Annotated in this window: 11 protein-coding genes; 3 read left to right on the top strand and 8 right to left on the bottom strand. The window is 72.5% G+C overall.

What is annotated here, in order from left to right; translation table 11 throughout:
* Positions 1 to 39: 39 nt before the first annotated feature.
* From DEJ02_RS13095 to DEJ02_RS13085, 3 genes are all read right to left on the bottom strand, one after another.
* Entirely contained in the window at positions 40 to 753 is a 714-nt protein-coding gene (locus DEJ02_RS13095; RefSeq protein ID WP_181440356.1) for a M50 family metallopeptidase, read from the bottom strand.
* Between the two features lie 163 nt (positions 754 to 916).
* Positions 917 to 2,731 (bottom strand): glutamine--fructose-6-phosphate transaminase (isomerizing), encoded by a 1,815-nt coding sequence (gene glmS / locus DEJ02_RS13090; protein ID WP_111033371.1) that lies wholly within the window; start codon positions 2,729 to 2,731, stop codon positions 917 to 919.
* A gap of 402 nt (positions 2,732 to 3,133) precedes the next feature.
* Positions 3,134 to 5,833: a LuxR family transcriptional regulator gene (locus DEJ02_RS13085; RefSeq protein WP_111033370.1), complete on the bottom strand. Its 2,700-nt coding sequence runs from the start codon at positions 5,831 to 5,833 to the stop codon at positions 3,134 to 3,136.
* 536 nt (positions 5,834 to 6,369) lie between these two features.
* On the opposite strand from DEJ02_RS13085, the gene DEJ02_RS13080 reads away from it, so the two are divergent.
* Positions 6,370 to 7,929 carry an MFS transporter gene (locus DEJ02_RS13080; RefSeq protein ID WP_111033369.1) on the top strand — a complete coding sequence of 520 codons (1,560 nt, stop codon included), beginning with the start codon at positions 6,370 to 6,372 and terminating at the stop codon, positions 7,927 to 7,929.
* An 18-nt stretch (positions 7,930 to 7,947) separates the two neighbouring features.
* Here DEJ02_RS13080 and DEJ02_RS13075 read toward each other — a convergent pair whose 3' ends face one another.
* The 4 genes from DEJ02_RS13075 to aroA form a co-directional block, all read right to left on the bottom strand.
* Positions 7,948 to 8,736 (bottom strand): inositol monophosphatase family protein, encoded by a 789-nt coding sequence (locus DEJ02_RS13075; protein WP_111033368.1) that lies wholly within the window; start codon positions 8,734 to 8,736, stop codon positions 7,948 to 7,950.
* Positions 8,737 to 8,755: 19 nt separating this feature from the next.
* Positions 8,756 to 9,928 (bottom strand): hypothetical protein, encoded by a 1,173-nt coding sequence (locus DEJ02_RS13070; RefSeq protein ID WP_146249288.1) that lies wholly within the window; start codon positions 9,926 to 9,928, stop codon positions 8,756 to 8,758.
* A 377-nt stretch (positions 9,929 to 10,305) separates the two neighbouring features.
* Positions 10,306 to 11,352, bottom strand: a complete 1,047-nt coding sequence (rsgA, locus tag DEJ02_RS13065) for a ribosome small subunit-dependent GTPase A (RefSeq protein ID WP_111033366.1) — start codon at positions 11,350 to 11,352, stop codon at positions 10,306 to 10,308.
* A gap of 3 nt (positions 11,353 to 11,355) precedes the next feature.
* Positions 11,356 to 12,741 (bottom strand): 3-phosphoshikimate 1-carboxyvinyltransferase, encoded by a 1,386-nt coding sequence (gene aroA, locus DEJ02_RS13060; protein ID WP_111033365.1) that lies wholly within the window; start codon positions 12,739 to 12,741, stop codon positions 11,356 to 11,358.
* A gap of 135 nt (positions 12,742 to 12,876) precedes the next feature.
* On the opposite strand from aroA, the gene DEJ02_RS13055 reads away from it, so the two are divergent.
* Positions 12,877 to 13,674: a sigma-70 family RNA polymerase sigma factor gene (locus DEJ02_RS13055; protein ID WP_217499889.1), complete on the top strand. Its 798-nt coding sequence runs from the start codon at positions 12,877 to 12,879 to the stop codon at positions 13,672 to 13,674.
* Entirely contained in the window at positions 13,671 to 13,913 is a 243-nt protein-coding gene (locus DEJ02_RS13050) for a zf-HC2 domain-containing protein (protein ID WP_027465838.1), read from the top strand. The genes DEJ02_RS13055 and DEJ02_RS13050 overlap by 4 nt, the downstream gene beginning before the upstream one ends.
* A gap of 35 nt (positions 13,914 to 13,948) precedes the next feature.
* On the opposite strand, the gene DEJ02_RS13045 is transcribed toward DEJ02_RS13050, so the two are convergent.
* Positions 13,949 to 15,418: LamG-like jellyroll fold domain-containing protein (locus tag DEJ02_RS13045; RefSeq protein ID WP_309147172.1), on the bottom strand; the 1,470-nt coding region annotated here is incomplete at its 5' end.

The following is a 15,418-nucleotide window of genomic DNA, read 5'->3' as shown; positions in this document are numbered from 1 at the left end:
GGACAGGCGATTGCGGCCCCCGGTTACGCGAGCGCAGCCTCAGACGAGCGCGCGGACCCCGGTGACGACGGTGTCCCAGACCTGGAGCAGCGGCTCGCGCGCCAGCCACACCGCGACGGCGTTCACGGCGACGAACAGCACGAACCAGACGGACGCCGGCACCCGCATCTCGGCCGCGGCGATGTGGAAGTCGGTCTGCACCCGGGCGCCGGTGAGCAGCCACCGACCGACCTGCACCACCGAGCGCAGGCCGTCGACGACGAAGAACGCCCCGACGGCCGCGACGACGAGGACGGTCGCCTCGGACGGGCGGACGGCCACCCACAGGGCGAGCGCGTCGAAGCCGAGCACGACGAGCAGGCCGAACCAGTTCCGGACGAACGCCAGCGCCACGAGCCCGATGACCGCGAGCACCACCACGGGCAGCCAGCGGGAGCCGTGCAGCACCCCGGTCACCAGGAGCACGCCCGCCCACAGGGGTGCGCTGTAGCCGGCGTACAGGTTCAGGATCCGCACGAGCCACCGGATGCCGCCGGGCACCCGGCCGAGCTGGACCCAGGCCTCGCCGGACCCGTCCGGGTGCAGCTCGATCCGCTGGATCCGCCCGCCGAACGGCACGACGACGATCGCGTGCCCGACCTCGTGCGCGATGGTCGCGGCGATGCGGGCCACCCGGCCGACGAACGGCACGAACGGCAGGACGGCGCCGACGAGGAGCGCGACGAAGACGAGGGGCGGGGCTGCGGTGGTCAAGTGACCAGCATCGCAGCCCCGCCCAGGAAGACCCTGCGGGATCGGCGTCAGGGGAGCACGGGCGTCGTCAGCACCACCGTGACCAGGACCACGGTGCCGGCGATCGCCAGGGCGGTGAGGACGGCGAGGAAGACCGTCAGGCGGTTCACGCGTCGGCGCCCGGCTATTCGACCGTCACCGACTTCGCCAGGTTCCGGGGTTTGTCGACGTCGCACCCGAGCTGCAGGGCGAGTTCGCGGGCCAGCATCTGCAGCGGCACGACGGCCTCGAGCGGACCCCACGGCGCGGTCATCGCACCCCAGGCCAGGTCACCGGTGCCACGACGGCCGAGCGCGGGGATGTCCGCGGACTCGCCGCCGATCGTGATGACGAAGCCACCGCGTGCGCGGACCTCGGCGATCGCCGACTGGATCTTCGGCTCACCGTGGTCGATGACGACCACCGGGGTGCCGTCGTCCACCAGCGCGAGCGGCCCGTGCTTGAGTTCGCCGGCGGGGTACGCCTCGGCCCAGCGGTAGCTGAGCTCCTTGAGCTTCAGGGCGCCCTCGGCGGCGTACGGCAGTCCGGCGCCGCGGCCGAGGAACAGGAAGCCGGTCGCCTCCTTGACGCTCGACACCAGCAGCGGCATCCGCTCGGCGGACACCCGCGCGGCGTGCTCGATCCGTGCCGGCAGGTCGAGCAGTTCATCGACGAGCACCTGCGCGTGCGACGGTTCGATGCGACCGGAGGCCACCATCGCGGAGATCATCGCCGCGACACCGACGACGACCTGCGCCGTGAACGTCTTCGTGGCGGCGACCCCGATCTCCGGGCCGGCGTGGCAGTCCAGCACGGCGTCGGCCCGTCGGGCGAGCGAGGAGTGCATGTTGTTCGTCAGCGCGAGCACCGGGTGGCGGTCCTCGAACCGGTCCAGGGCGCGGAGCACGTCAGCCGTCTCGCCGGACTGGCTGATCGCGACGACCAGGGTGCCCGGGCCGAGCACGGCCTGGTCGGCCTCGCTCGCGACGACGATGTCGGTCGGCACGCCACCGATCCCGCGCAGCGCGGTCGCGATCACCTGGCCGGCGTTCAGTGACGTGCCGCAGGCGACGACCGCCAGCCGGTGGAAGCCGGCCAGGCCGAGGCCCACCCACATGCTGCCGTCGGCGGTGCGGCGGGTCACCCGGTCCAGGATCGTCGCGACGACGTCGGCCTGCTCGTCGATCTCCTTCGCCATGTGGTCGGTGTGGTCGCCGAGGTCGAGCGCGGCGGCGGCGAACGGGGACGGCGTGGGGAACGGCACGGGCACCGTGATCCCGTCGGACGACCAGGTCCAGGCCTCGCCGAGCTCGACGACGTCGCCGTCGCGCAGCGCCACGAACGTCTCGCACCACTCGGCGATCGCGCCGATGTCGCTCGCCACGAAGTCACCGCGGCCGGAGCGGGCGACGACGAGCGGCGAACGGTCCGCCGCCACGACCATGCGGCCGTCCCGGGCGTCCAGGACGACGATCGCCCACGAGCCCTCGAGCTGCGCCGTCGCGATCTGCACCGCGAGCATCAGGTCCGGGTCGACCGTCAGGGCGCGCTCGACCAGGTGCGCGATGACCTCGGAGTCGACGTCCGACCGGAAGCGGTGGCCCTGCGCCTCGAGCGTCTGCCGCAGCCGCTCCGCGTTCTCGATGATGCCGTTGTGCACGATCGAGATCCGGCCGGTGCAGTCGGCGTGCGGGTGCGCGTTCGCCTCGCGCACGGCACCGTGCGTGGCCCAGCGGGTGTGGCCGATGCCGACGCCGGTGAGCGCGTCTCCGGAGCGTGCAGCGACGAGGGTGCGCAGGTCGCCGACGCGGGAGACCGAGCGGATCGTCTCGGTACGGCCGACGGCCGTCCGGACAGCGATGCCGGCGGAGTCGTACCCGCGGTACTCGAGTCGTTCGAGTCCGTCGAGCAGGTAGGGGGTCGCGTCGTCAGACACGCGGGCCGCGATGATGCCGCACATCGGCTGTCCCTTCGGGGGAACGAGGGTGGGTGGAACGGGGCGGTGGAACTGGTTCGGCACCGACCGCCGTCGGGTCTGCCGCGCGTCCAGGGCCTCCCGGCCCGGGAACCGACGCCCGTCCTCGGATCAGGCGAGGACGGACGTCGGTGTCGTTGGGCCGAGGGGTTCGGGTACGGGACGGGGTACCGCGGGCTGGCCCCCGGGGGAGGGGCACGGCGGTCGGTGCAGGAGAAGCCTCACCCGCCGCCGACCACACGGCAACACCCGTCGGACGCTCTTGCGGTTCCCCGCGTGCGGGGGCACACCGCGCTGCGGTCGCGTGCGGACTCCCGCAACCGCGCGCAGACAGGAGGCCCGGTACCAGCTGGTACCGGGCCTCCCGTCCGTCCTGTGGTGCGTCTCCTACGTGAGGAGCGCGACCAGGTGCGATCGCGACCGCGCGCCGACCTTGCGGTAGATCTGCGTGAGCCGCAGCTCCACCGTGCGCTGCGACATGAACAGCGACGAGGCGATCTCGCGGTTGCGGTAGCCCTCGGTGACCTTCTGCACCACCGCACGCTCCTCGGCTGTCAGTGACGTGAGCACCGCCGACGCGTCGGGAGCGCTGCGCGGCGTCCCGGGGAACGCCGGCGAGAGCACCGGTGCGGACCGGATCGACGACGAGCCGGTGCCGAACTGCGGCATCGCCGCAGCCGGCGCCGGCGTCACGAGCGGTCGACGCAGGCCGGCCGCCTCGTACGCCGCTGCGGCCGCCGCGCCGAGACGCGGCCGTTCCGCCGGGTTGCCGACCGCGGCCAGCGCCGCGAACGTGCGAGCCCGCTCGTACTGCGAGTCGTGCGGCTGGAACAGCTCCAGCGCACGGCGACGGGCCGGCTCGCGGGTGGTGTCGTCGGCGACGAGCGCGAGGCTCCGCGCCAGCACCAGGGCACCCCAGCGCCCGGGCCGGGCGTGGTGGTCCGCCGCCAGGCGGGCCGTGATCGTCCGGGCGTCGTCGATCCGTCCGAGCCGCACGTACGCCTCGACCAGGTCGCCGAGGTGCCGGAGCACCGCGGGGTTCCGGAGCGACCGACCGATGGCGTCGGCTGCCTCGAGCGCGGTGGCTGCCTCGTCGAGGCGGCCGTCGAGCAGCAGGACCTTGCCGCGGAGCGCGTGCAGCTTCGCCGTCGCACCCCAGAGCCGACTCGTCGAACGGTGCGCGAGGCACCGGTCCACGACGTCGAGCGCCTCGGCGGAACGGCCCTCGGCGAAGTGCCGCCACGCGACGGCGATCGCCCGGGAGGGCTCACGCAACCGCTCGGCGACGGACGAACCGGACTCCCACACGTCGATCGCGCGGAGCGCCTGCCGGAAGTTGCCGGAGCGCACCTCGTTCTCGGACGTCAGGTAGCGGGCCGCCTCGGTCCACACCGCTGCGGTCTCCGGCCCCCGGGCGAGCACGAGTGCGAACACCCGTCGCGCGCTCCGGTAGCGCTCGCTGATGCTGAGCGCGTGGGCGAGGAGCAGCAGGGCCGGGTCGGACATCGCCACGAGCTCCGACGTCGCGAGCCCGTCGTGCAGCTCGGTGTCGGGCGGCAGCACGCCGTCCACAGCGGCGATGAGCTCCCGCGCGGTCGTCGTGATCTCGAGGGTGTGCGCGGACGCCGACCCCTCGAGCGGTTCGATCCGGTGCAGCAGGTCCTTCGCCTGGTCGAGCTCCCACGCCTCGGCACGGAAACACGCCACCATGGCCATCAGCCCGGCGACGGCGTCCACCTCGGCCGGCTCGGTCGCGTCGACGGGGACGAGCAGCTCGTCCGCGTGCACGGCGTCACCGCTGAGGTACTCGGCCGAGTACTGCAGGCGGAGCCGGCGGACCTCGTTCGGCGTCGTCCGGAACGGACGGAGCGCCGCGAGGTACCGCGCGGCGAAGCCGAGCAGGCGCTTGCCGAGCATGGCCTCCGCGACCCCGAGGAGCGCGACGTGCTCGTCCTCGGTCCCGCCACCGATGTGCAGGGCACGCTCGGTCAGCGCGATCGCGGCGTGCACGTTGCCGTCCACGACGTACGACCGTGCGGCCTGGAGCAGTGCGACCACGTCGGGGACGTCGTCGACGAAGCTCCGGTGCCACGCGGCCGACCGCGGGTCGGTCTCCGCGCTCGCCGTCGCCAGTTCGGCGTGTGCCGCACGACGGTCACGGGCGGGCATCCGCCAGTAGAGCGCGGAACGGACGAGCGGGTGCCGGACGGTGACGCTCTGGCCGCGGACGGTCGCGAGACCGGCCCCGACCAGGTCGTCCAGCTCGTCGCGGTCCCACGCCGTGGTCTTCGCGACGGGCACCAGGGCGAGCTTCGCGAGGACGTCCAGATCGCGTCCCGCGGCGGGCCCGAGTGCGAGTGCCGCGATGGCCTCGGTCGTCGGAGTGGGTCGGAGCGGGAGCACGATCGGCTCCGCGCCGGTGAGCTGCTCCCGGGTGAGCACCGCGAGCTGTTCGCGGAGCGCGCCGGGGTTGCCACCGGTCTCCTCGGCGAGGACGGCGAGGACGCCGTCGTTCGCCTCGGCCGGTGCCATGGCCCGGGCGAGGACCAGGGCCTCGTCCGACGGCAGCGGTTCGATGCGCAGGATCGGCAGGGCCGCGAGCGGACCGTCCGAGGGCACCGAGCGGACCGTCGCCACGACGCGCAGGGCGGTGCCCGCGAGTCGTCCGGCGAGGAACGCGATGAGTTCCTGGCTCTCCGCGTCCATCCGGTCGAGGTCGTCGATGAGGACGAGCGTCGGCGGGAGGGTGAGGGCGTGCACGGCGTCGAGGAAGTCGTGCGCCGCCGCCAGCCCGGCGGTCACGGCGGCCGCGGTCCCGCCTGCCTGCAGCAGGTGGGCGATGTGCGCGGTCGCTCGGGGGTCGTCGAGCGCGGTGAACAGGGAGGTCACCCCGGCCAGTGGCCAGCGGGATTCACTCCCGTTGACACCGACCCGGACGACGGGGAGGGAAACGCGGTTCGAGACCGCGTCGAGGACGCTGCTGCGTCCGGAACCAGGGTCGCCGACCACGACCATCGCGGACTCCCGTGGGAGCACTGCGAGGGTCGCGATCCGGTCGACCTCGAGACGTCGACCGGTGAGTGCCATGACTCACCGGCCTCCGGGTCCGGAGGCGGATGCTGCGAGGAGGGCGTCGGCGAACACGGGGGTCGCTGCGACGGGGCGCACTGAGGCGGACCGGACTGCTGCACGGCGGGTGACCGTGGCGGAGTGCGGACGAGCGGCGGCGACTGAGCGCGCGCCGGAACTGTCGTGGATTGGATGCGGTCGACGAGTGTGGGTGCACTCGGTTCCGCTCGGGAACGATGATGTCATCGTCTGTATCACCCCTCGGGTTAGGGTCTTCGGACGAACACGACCGGTCTGTTCCGCCGTCCGGATCTAGGGAATCCGAGAGCGTCACGTGACCTGCCGTCTGGAGCACGATAACTCAGGTACCGGCCCGCCGAGCGGACTCGCGTCGACGGATGTCCAGAACCGTGCCCCCAGTACGGGGGGCCACGAGGGGGGACCGCTCCCGCTCACCGCCGGGCTTCGACGCGTGCCGGTCGGGACCGTCGGAGTCGACCGGGGTACAGCTCTGTCCGGACCTCGTTCGTCGTCGCAGGTGTAGCCAGGACGGGATGTCCAACGCCGAACCGACCGACGCCCGCCTCGATGACCGCACCCGGTGGCGGGCCTTCGCCGTGTGCGTGGCGGTGGCGGCCCTGACGATCCTCGACCTGTCCAAGGTGAACGTCGGGCTGCCCTCGATCGAGCAGTCCCTCGGGGCCACCAGCTCGTCGCTCCAGCTCATCGTGGCGGGGTACGCGCTGGCGTTCGGCCTCGCCCTCGTGCCCGCGGGTCGGCTCGGGGATCTGAAGAGCCGGCGCGTCATGTTCATCGTGGGGCTCAGCGCGTTCACCGGATCGAGCCTGCTGTGCGCCGTCGCACCGAACATCGAGGTCCTGATCGTCACGCGGATCCTGCAGGGCTTCGCCGCCGGGATCCAGATGCCCCAGGTCATCGGACTCGTGCAGCAGCTGTTCCGCGGGCCGGAGCGGGGCCGCGCGTTCGGGCTCTTCGGGGCGATGATCGGCATCTCCACCGCCCTCGGGCCGACCATCGGCGGTGGCCTCATCGCGATCGGCGGCGAGGAGTCCGGCTGGCGGCTGCTGTTCTGGATGAACGTGCCCCTCGGGATCGCCGCACTGCTCTTCGCCGTCCGCCTGCTGCCGAAGGGTGCCCAGGGGAAGGCGCAGGACCGTGAACTGGACGTCGTCGGCATCCTGCTGCTCGGCGTGGCGATCATCACCCTGATGCTGCCGTTCGTGCTGACCAGCGGCGGGGGTGGTTCCGCGACCCGCTGGTTCTGGCTGGTGGGCTTCGCGGTGTTCCTCGTGCTGTTCGTGCTCTGGGAGCAGCGGTTCAAGCGGCAGGGCAAGTCGCCCGTGGTCCACTTCGAGCTGTTCCGGCTGTCGTCGTACCGCAACGGGCTGTCGATCGTCGCCGTCTACTTCGCGGCGCTGCCGGCGTCGTTCCTCATGGTGACGCTGTACCTGCAGGAGGGCCTCGGGCTCTCGCCGCTGTTCGCCGGCATGGTCAGCATCCCCTTCGCCGCGACGAGTGCTGTGGGCTCCTACATCGGCGGACGGATCGTCGACCGGGTCGGGCGGGCGCTGGTCGTCGCCGGGCTCGGGATGGTCGTCGTCGGTTTCCTGCTGCTCATGGTCGCCGCCGTCGCCACCCCGCCGGAGGTCACCCCGTGGGCGATGGCGGGCGCGTTCCTGGTCGGCGGACTCGGTGGCGGGTTCGTGGTGTCGCCGAACCAGACCCTGACCCTGGCCGAGATCCCCGTCGAGCAGTCCGGGGTGGCGGGGTCGATGCAACAGCTCGGGCAGCGTGTCGGCACCGCGATCGGCACCGCGGTCGCGACGAGCATCTTCTACGGGATCGTGCGGAGCGAGGCGGCGGGCTCGGGTTCCGGTGGGTCCGGCGCTCGTCTCGACGCGTACCACGACGCGTTCCGCAGCGGCACGACGTTCACGGTGTCGCTGATGGCGCTCGCACTGGTGCTGGCCGGTGCGGACCTGGTGGCGCGTCGTCGGGCGGCGCGGCGGTCGGACGGGGACGCCGAGCACTCGGACGCGGCTGCGGGGTCCGCCGAGCGCACCGGGGCGTCCGGATCCGCCGAGCGGGGCTGACCTGCCCGCCGACCGTGCCTAGGAGTCGCGGCGGATGACCTCGACGACGGCGTCGTGCACCAGGCCGTTCGAGGCGAGTGCGCTGCCGTGCCACGGCCCGGGATCGCCGTCGAGCGAGGTGAACCGGCCACCGGCCTCTTCGACGATGGGGACGAGGGCTGCGATGTCCCACGGCTTCAGGTCGGGTTCGCCGGCGACGTCGAGGACGCCCTCGGCCACCATCATGTACGACCACATGTCGCCGTAGGCCCGGGTCCGCCAGACCCGGCGTGACAGGTCGACGAGCGGCTCGAGGCGGTCGTCGTCGTCCCACTGCTGGATGCTGTTGTAGCTCAGGCTCACGTCGGCGAGCTCGGTCACGCCGGAGACCCGGAGCGGTCCGTCCAGCGAGAACGCGCCGGAGCCCTCGGCCGCCCACCAGCGCTTGCCGAGGGCGGGAGCGCTCACGACGCCGAGCACCGGGCGGCCGTCGACCGCGAGCGCGATGAGGGTCGCCCACACCGGCACGCCCCGCAGGTAGTTGGCGGTGCCGTCGATCGGGTCGACCACCCACTGGCGGTGTCCTTCGCTGACGGCCTCGGCCCCGGTGTCCGCCGTCGTCTCCTCGCCGAGGAACGCGTCGTCCGGTCGCTCGGCGGCGAGCCGCTCGCGCAGGGCTCGTTCGACGGCCTGGTCGGCGTCGGTGACGTGCGTGCTGTCGGCCTTCTTCGTCACGTGCAGGTCTGCGGCACGGAAGCGCTCGAGGCTGATCGCGTCGGCGGTGTCGGCGAGGGAGCGGGCGAAGTCCAGGTCGGCGCTGAGGTCCACGTCGCCCAACCTACCGTCGCTACGCGGCGACGACCTCTTCTTCCTCGAGCCGGGTGACCTCGCGCTTACGGGCGATGCGGGTCCGGCGGGCGACGAGCCCGTGCACCACGACGCAGAGCAGGAGCGCGGCGGCCAGCCAGAGGGCGAGCACGAGCGACGACCGGCCGAGCGAGGCGTCCGGGAAGTACTGCAGGTCCTGTGCGGCCTGCAGCCACGCGGCACCGCTCCAGAAGGTGTGCAGGGCGGCGAAGAACCCGGGCTGGAACGCCGGCTGGAAGATCCCGCCGGAGGACGTGAAGTTCAGCATCACGAAGAGCATCGTGAGGATCGGGGTGGTCCACCGTCCGAGCACGGGGTGCAGCCCGACGCCGAGCGCGACGATGATCGCGTCGTAGAGCCAGGCGAACAGGAACACCTGCCAGTGGTGGGTGGTGATGACGCCGTAGATCGGTCCGGCAACGATCACGCCGATGCCGGCGACGACCCCCGCGGTGGCGAGCCCGATGACCGCGGTCCACACGGCGCGGAGCTTCGTCGCGACCGAGGCCACGGCGATCGCGGACGCGTACCCGCCGACGCTCAGGGCCACGAGCAGGAAGAACAGCCCTTGGCCGGTGGTGTCCTGGTTGCCCGTGGGCACGACGTCGACGACCCGGAACGGCACGTGCTGGTCGTAGGCGATCGGCAGGAACACCTTCTGCGCGGCGCTCGCGGTGGTCTCCGACGCGGCGGTCGAGACGTAGAGCGTGGCACCCGTCGCCGTCGGCGCGTACACCGCGGCGAGGTCGCGGTCGCGCACCTGCTGCTCGGCCGCCTTCGTCGAGGCGACGACGTGGGCCACGAGGGCGCCGTCGGACTGGTCGGTCACGGTCTGGGCGAACACCTGGGTGGCGGCGCCCTGGCCGACGATGCCGACCGGCAGTTCCTGCGGGGCCGGGGCGTGGAAGGCACCGAGGTAGGCCAGGCCCATGCCGGCGGCCAGGAACAGCGGCACGAGGATGTGCGAGGCGAACGTCAGCAGCACGCGACCGAGGCCGGCGGGGCGCAGGACGCTGTCGGACCGCTGCGGCTTCGGGGCTCGTGGGGACTTGTGGGTGGGGGAGTGGTGCGCGTGCGACGTCGTCGTCGTGCTCGGGGACGGGGCGTCGACAGCGGGGGTCGGCGCAAAGTTGTACTTTGCAACTTCAGACACGACTGCAACTGTACAACTCCGATGCGCGCTTGTCGACGCCGGCCCCGTACGGAGGCGTCGTCCGGTGCGAGGTTGCCCACTCCGTGCGAGGCCCGCGAACCCGCACGGAGTGCACAACCTCGCACCGTTCATGCGCCCCTCGCACGGTGCGAGGCTCGCACGGTGCGAAGGGGCACGGCGCGAGCAGGCGCCGGAGTGGTCACGACTCACCGCGCGCCGGCGCACGAGTGGTCACGAACGGTCGAGTGCCGCCCCTCCATTCGACAGTTCGTGACCACTCGACGCACGCACCGCGGGGTGTCGTGACCAGCCGCCGCCGCCGACCAGCCGCCGCCGACCGACCAGCCGCCGACCGCCCGGCCAGCACCGCCAACGCGCTACTCGGAACCGGGGTCGGACGCACCCATGCCGGTCAGCAGCGCCCGGAACGAGTCGAGCCGCTCGACGCCGGTCGGCCCGAGCTCCCCGTCCTGCACCCGGTCGACGATCTCCCAGTCGTGCGCCTGCGCCAACGGGATGCCGTCCCGCGCGGGCCGCACCGGCACGGCGTGCGACGCGAACGCCCGGAAGACGTTCGCGGGGTCGACGTGCCCCAGGCCGAACGACCGCACACCCGGCGTGTCGATGATCCACCCGCCGTCACGGACCTGCAGCGCGATCGACGACGACGACGTGTGCCGCCCCCGACCGGTCACCGAGTTCACGACCCCGATCGCCCGCGTCGACCCGGTCAGGGCGTTCACCAGCGTCGACTTGCCCACACCGGAGTGCCCGACGGTCACGGTCACCTTGTCGTCCAGGAGCTCGTGCAGCGCCTCGAACGGGACATCGTCCGATCGGCTCGTCACGATTCGCAGATCCAGGCACGCGAAGTGCGCCAGGAACGCAGCCGGGTCGGCGAGGTCGGTCTTCGTGATGCAGAGGATCGGGTCGAGGCCGGCGTCGAACGCGGCCACCAGGTACCGGTCGATCAGGCGGGTGCGCGGCTCGGGGTCGGCGGCGGCCACCACGATGAGCATCTGGTCGGCGTTCGCCACGATGACGCGCTCGACCTCGTCGGAGTCGTCGGCACTCCGTCGCAGCAGGGTGGTGCGTTCGGCGACCTTCACGATGCGCGCGAGCGATCCGGGGTCACCGGAGACGTCCCCGACGAGCGACACGTGGTCACCCGTGACGACGGACTTCTTGCCGAGCTCGCGAGCCTTCGTCGCGGTGATGACGTGGTCGTCGATCAGCACGCCGAACCGCCCGCGGTCGACGTTCGTCACCCAGCCGACGGGGGCGTCGTCGTACGTCGGACGGGTCTTGGTGCGCGGTCGGTTGCCCTTCGGGTTCGGACGCACCCGGACGCTCGACTCGTCGTACTGCCCGTACGGCTCGTCCGCGTCGGAGTCGTCACCGTCGGCGTCGTCCCACCAGCTCATGCGTCAGCCCCCACTCACCGGTGCAGCGGTCACCGAGGACGCCACGAGCGCGGCCCACAGCTCCGGGAACTGCGGCAGCGTCTTCGCGGTCGACCCGATGTCGTCGACGGCGACGCCGTCGACGACGAGGCCCACGATCGCCCCCGCGGTCGCCATCCGGTGGTCGTCGTACGCGCCCCAGGCGCTGCCGTGGAGCGGCGCCGGCTCGATCCGTAGGCCGTCGTCGAGTTCGTGCACCGCGCCTCCAGACCGGTTGAGGTCCGCCGCCAGCGCGGCCAGGCGGTCCGTCTCGTGCCCCCGCAGGTGACCGATCCCGGTGATCTCGCTCGGGCCGTCCGCCAGCGCGGCCAGCGCGACGAGCGCCGGGGCGAGTTCGCCGCCGCGGCTCAGGTCGAGTTCGAGACCCGGCAAGGAGGCCCCACCCCGGATCCCGACGCCGCCGTCGACGACCAGGTCGTCACCGTCACGGGCCACGCTCGCCCCCCACAGGGGCAGGAGCGTCTCGAGGTCGGCGCCGACCTGCGTCGTCTCGGTCGGCCAGGTGCGGATGCGCACCGTGCCGCCGGCGACGAGCGCGGCGACCGCGAACGGCGCCGCATTGGACAGGTCGGGCTCGATCGTGACGTCACGCGCGCCGATCGGGCCGGGGTGCACGACCCACTCGCCGACCGACGGCTCGTCGACCCGGACGCCGCGGGCGCGGAGCGCCGCGACGGTCATCTCGATGTGCGGCATGCTCGGCAGGCGTTCGCCCACGTGGGTGAGGTGCAGGCCCTCGTCGAAGCGGGGCGCCGACAGCAGCAGGCCGGAGACGAACTGCGAGGACGCCGACGCGTCGATCGTCAGGGCACCACCGCGAACCGAGCCGGTGCCGGTGAACGAGAACGGCATCGAACCGCCGCCGTCGTCCGTGACGTCCACACCGAGGTCCACGAGTCCCTGCACGATGGCGTGCATCGGCCGCTTGCGGGCGTAGGGGTCGCCGTCGACCGTGACGGGCCCGACGGCCAGGGCGGCGAGCGGCGGCAGGAAGCGCATCACGGTGCCGGCCAGCCCGCAGTCCAGGCGGACGTCCCCGTGCATCGGGGCGGGCGTGATCCGGAGGTCCGGGCCGTACGGGTTCGGGGCGGTGCCGGCCGCCGGCTCGAGCTCCTCGATGCCGACGCCGAGCGCACGGAGGCCCGCGATCATCAGCGCCGAGTCACGGGAGTGCAGCGGGAGCCGGATCGTCGAGGGGCCGTCCGCGAGGGCCGCGAGCACGAGCTCCCGGTTCGTCAGCGACTTCGACCCGGGCAGCGCGACGTCACCGCGCAGCGGACCCCCTGCGACCGGGGCGATCCAGGGGTCGGCGGGTTGGGCCCCGCTGTGGGAATGCGTCGTGTCTGCCATCGGTTCACCAGGGTACTGAACGCACCGGGAGGATCAGTGGCGACAGCAACACTCGCACGAGAGCGGACCGGCACGGCAACCGTGCTGACCGCGGTGCCGACGACGCTCGGCACGCTCGGCCTAGACTTGGCGGCGATGACGACCGACGAACCGCAGGCAGCTCCGCACCACCTGGTCGACGAGACCGAGGTGCAGCTCGACGCCGTCGAAGAGGAGCACGAAGCCCTCGACGACGCCGCAGACGAGCCGGTGGACGCGAAGACCGTCTCCGAGGCGGAGCTGCGGTCCCTCTTCGAGGACCAGGCGCTGCCCTTCATGGACCAGCTCTACGGTGCGGCGATGCGGATGACCCGCAACCCGGCCGACGCGTCGGACCTGGTGCAGGAGACGTTCGTCAAGGCCTTCGCCGCGTTCCGCCAGTTCAAGCAGGGCACGAACCTGAAGGCCTGGCTGTACCGGATCCTGACGAACACGTTCATCAACACGTACCGCAAGAACCAACGGAACCCGTACCAGGGCACCATCGACGAGCTCGAGGACTGGCAGCTCGGCGGCGCCGAGAGCGTCACCCAGTCGATCTCCGCCCGGTCCGCCGAGGCCGACGCGATCGACCACCTGCCGTCCTCCGCCGTGAAGGACGCGCTGCAGGCCATCCCGGAGGACTTCCGGATGGCCGTGTACTTCGCCGATGTCGAAGGCTTCTCGTACCAGGAGATCGCCGACATCATGAAGACCCCCGTGGGGACGGTCATGAGCCGCCTCCACCGTGGCCGCCGGCTCCTCCGTGGGCTCCTCGCGGACCACGCCCGTGAGACCGGCATCGTCCCGGACGCAGCGTCGACGGCGACGATGCGTGGACGGGGACGAGGCGCGGCACAGACGACGAAGGCAACCGCGGCCACGGGTCGCACCGGACGGAAGGACGCACGATGAGCGGCTGCGACTGCTCGAAGGCGAAGGCCGAGCTCGAGGAGTTCCTGCACGACGAGCTCCGCCACGAGGACGCCGCGGACATCCGCGAGCACATGGACGGCTGCGAGGACTGCCAGACCGAGCACCGCGTCGGCGTCGTGCTCATGGAGACCGTCCGTCGCGCCTGCAAGGAGACCGCTCCCGACCAGCTGCGCAGCGAGATCCTCGCGCGCATCCGGGTGGAGCAGGCGACGCACTGACGCCGCGCCCGTCCGGGGCGAGCGGGTCTGCGGGATCACCTCCCTCGGGCGTGGTGCTCGCGGACGGCTGCGGGTGTCAGCACGGTCGGGTGGACCCGTACGGTGTCGATCGACCCGACGAAGGTGTCGACGGTCGGTGTGTTCGGCCAGGTGGGGTCGATGAGCCCGTGGCCGGCTCGCCAGAAGCCGTTGTACGACGCTGCGGATGCGACGTCGGTCCGCGCAGCGACCAGGGCGCCGTCGAGCCACAGCTCGAGCTGACCCGTGCGGAACTGTCCGACGGCGTGGTGCCACGACGAGTCGTCGACCCTGGCGGTGCTCTGCACGACCTTCGCGACCGTGCCGTCCCAGACCCCGAACACCAGGTGTCCGTCCGGTCCGGTGTAGAAGTTCCGGTCGTAGGCGCTCGTGGCGCCGGTCGCCCGCTGGGCGAAGCCGATGATCCGGCCCTGTCGGTCGGTCCGGAACCACAGTTCGAGCGCGAAGACCTGCGGCGCCGCTCCCGCGGCCTTCGTGTGGACCACCCCGTCGGCACCGGAGCCCGACCCGAAGCTGATGAACGGGTTCTCGTCACACGAGCCGTCGACCCGGGTGACGCCGGCGCCGAGCGTCCCGTCCCGCCCGAGGCCCGACGTGTCCAGCACGTTGGGGCCGTTCTTCTCGGCGAAGTCCCACGCGAGTGACGTGCCGGGTGCGGGCTGGTGGAAGCACCCGAAGCCGCCGGTGCCGAGCGCCGAGGCGGTCCCGGTCGAGCCGCTGAACCCGGCATCGGCACCGGCGCCTGCTCCGGCGAGCAGGGTGAGGGTGATGGCCGCCGCCGTGAACACCGCGACCGGCGCGGTGGTCGACGTCGGGGTGGTGACGGTCGCGGTCCTGGGCTCCGCGACCACGGGCGAGTGGAGATCGCGTCGAGGCGTGCCGCAGGTGCGGCAGGGGCGACCGGCGGCGACGTCCCGATCAGCACGCCCGGCGACGACGAGCACGGCGGTGACGACGCCGGCCAGCAGCAGGGCGGTCCAGTCGCCCCCGCGGATCCAGACGCCCGGCAGTCCGATCCACGGGAACCGCAGCACCCCGACACCGAGGACCGCCGCGGGTTCGACGGCCGTGCGGTCGGCCGTCGGGTTCGCATCCCCGCGCAGACGCAGGCCCCCGTCCGGTTCGATGCGCTCGAGCCGGTGCAGACGGAGACGATCCCGGTGGTCGGGGTCCTCGACGAGCAGCACCCGTCCGGCCTCGAGGTCGTCCGGTCCGACGGGCATCGCGGCGACGACGTCGCCGGTCCGGATGCCGGGGGCCATCGAGTCGGAGACGACCGTCGTGATGTGCCACCCGAGCGCCGCGGGGAGCGACTCCCACAGTGCGAGCAGCAGCACCGACCAGAGGACCGTCCGCGCCGAGACCGCGAGGAGCAGCCGGGGCAGGTCGCCGACGCATCGGACGTGACGGCGGGTGGCGACGTTCGGCATCGGCTGCTCCTCGGATCGGGCGGGACGGTCCTCTGG

The organism is Curtobacterium sp. MCLR17_042, assembly GCF_003234695.1.
GTDB classification, from domain to species: domain Bacteria; phylum Actinomycetota; class Actinomycetes; order Actinomycetales; family Microbacteriaceae; genus Curtobacterium; species Curtobacterium flaccumfaciens.
Note: the sequence above shows the minus strand (reverse complement) of the source record. Positions and strands in the feature narration are given on the sequence as shown.

What these genes read in the sequence shown, in the direction of transcription:
- DEJ02_RS13055 (WP_217499889.1), top strand. Translation starts at nt 12,877, where the DNA reads ATGACGACCGACGAACCGCAGGCAGCTCCGCACCACCTGGTCGACGAG.
- DEJ02_RS13085 (WP_111033370.1), bottom strand. Translation starts at nt 5,833, where the DNA reads ATGGCACTCACCGGTCGACGTCTCGAGGTCGACCGGATCGCGACCCTC.
- DEJ02_RS13050 (WP_027465838.1), top strand. Translation starts at nt 13,671, where the DNA reads ATGAGCGGCTGCGACTGCTCGAAGGCGAAGGCCGAGCTCGAGGAGTTC.
- glmS (WP_111033371.1), bottom strand. Translation starts at nt 2,731, where the DNA reads ATGTGCGGCATCATCGCGGCCCGCGTGTCTGACGACGCGACCCCCTAC.
- DEJ02_RS13080 (WP_111033369.1), top strand. Translation starts at nt 6,370, where the DNA reads ATGTCCAACGCCGAACCGACCGACGCCCGCCTCGATGACCGCACCCGG.
- aroA (WP_111033365.1), bottom strand. Translation starts at nt 12,741, where the DNA reads ATGGCAGACACGACGCATTCCCACAGCGGGGCCCAACCCGCCGACCCC.
- rsgA (WP_111033366.1), bottom strand. Translation starts at nt 11,352, where the DNA reads ATGAGCTGGTGGGACGACGCCGACGGTGACGACTCCGACGCGGACGAG.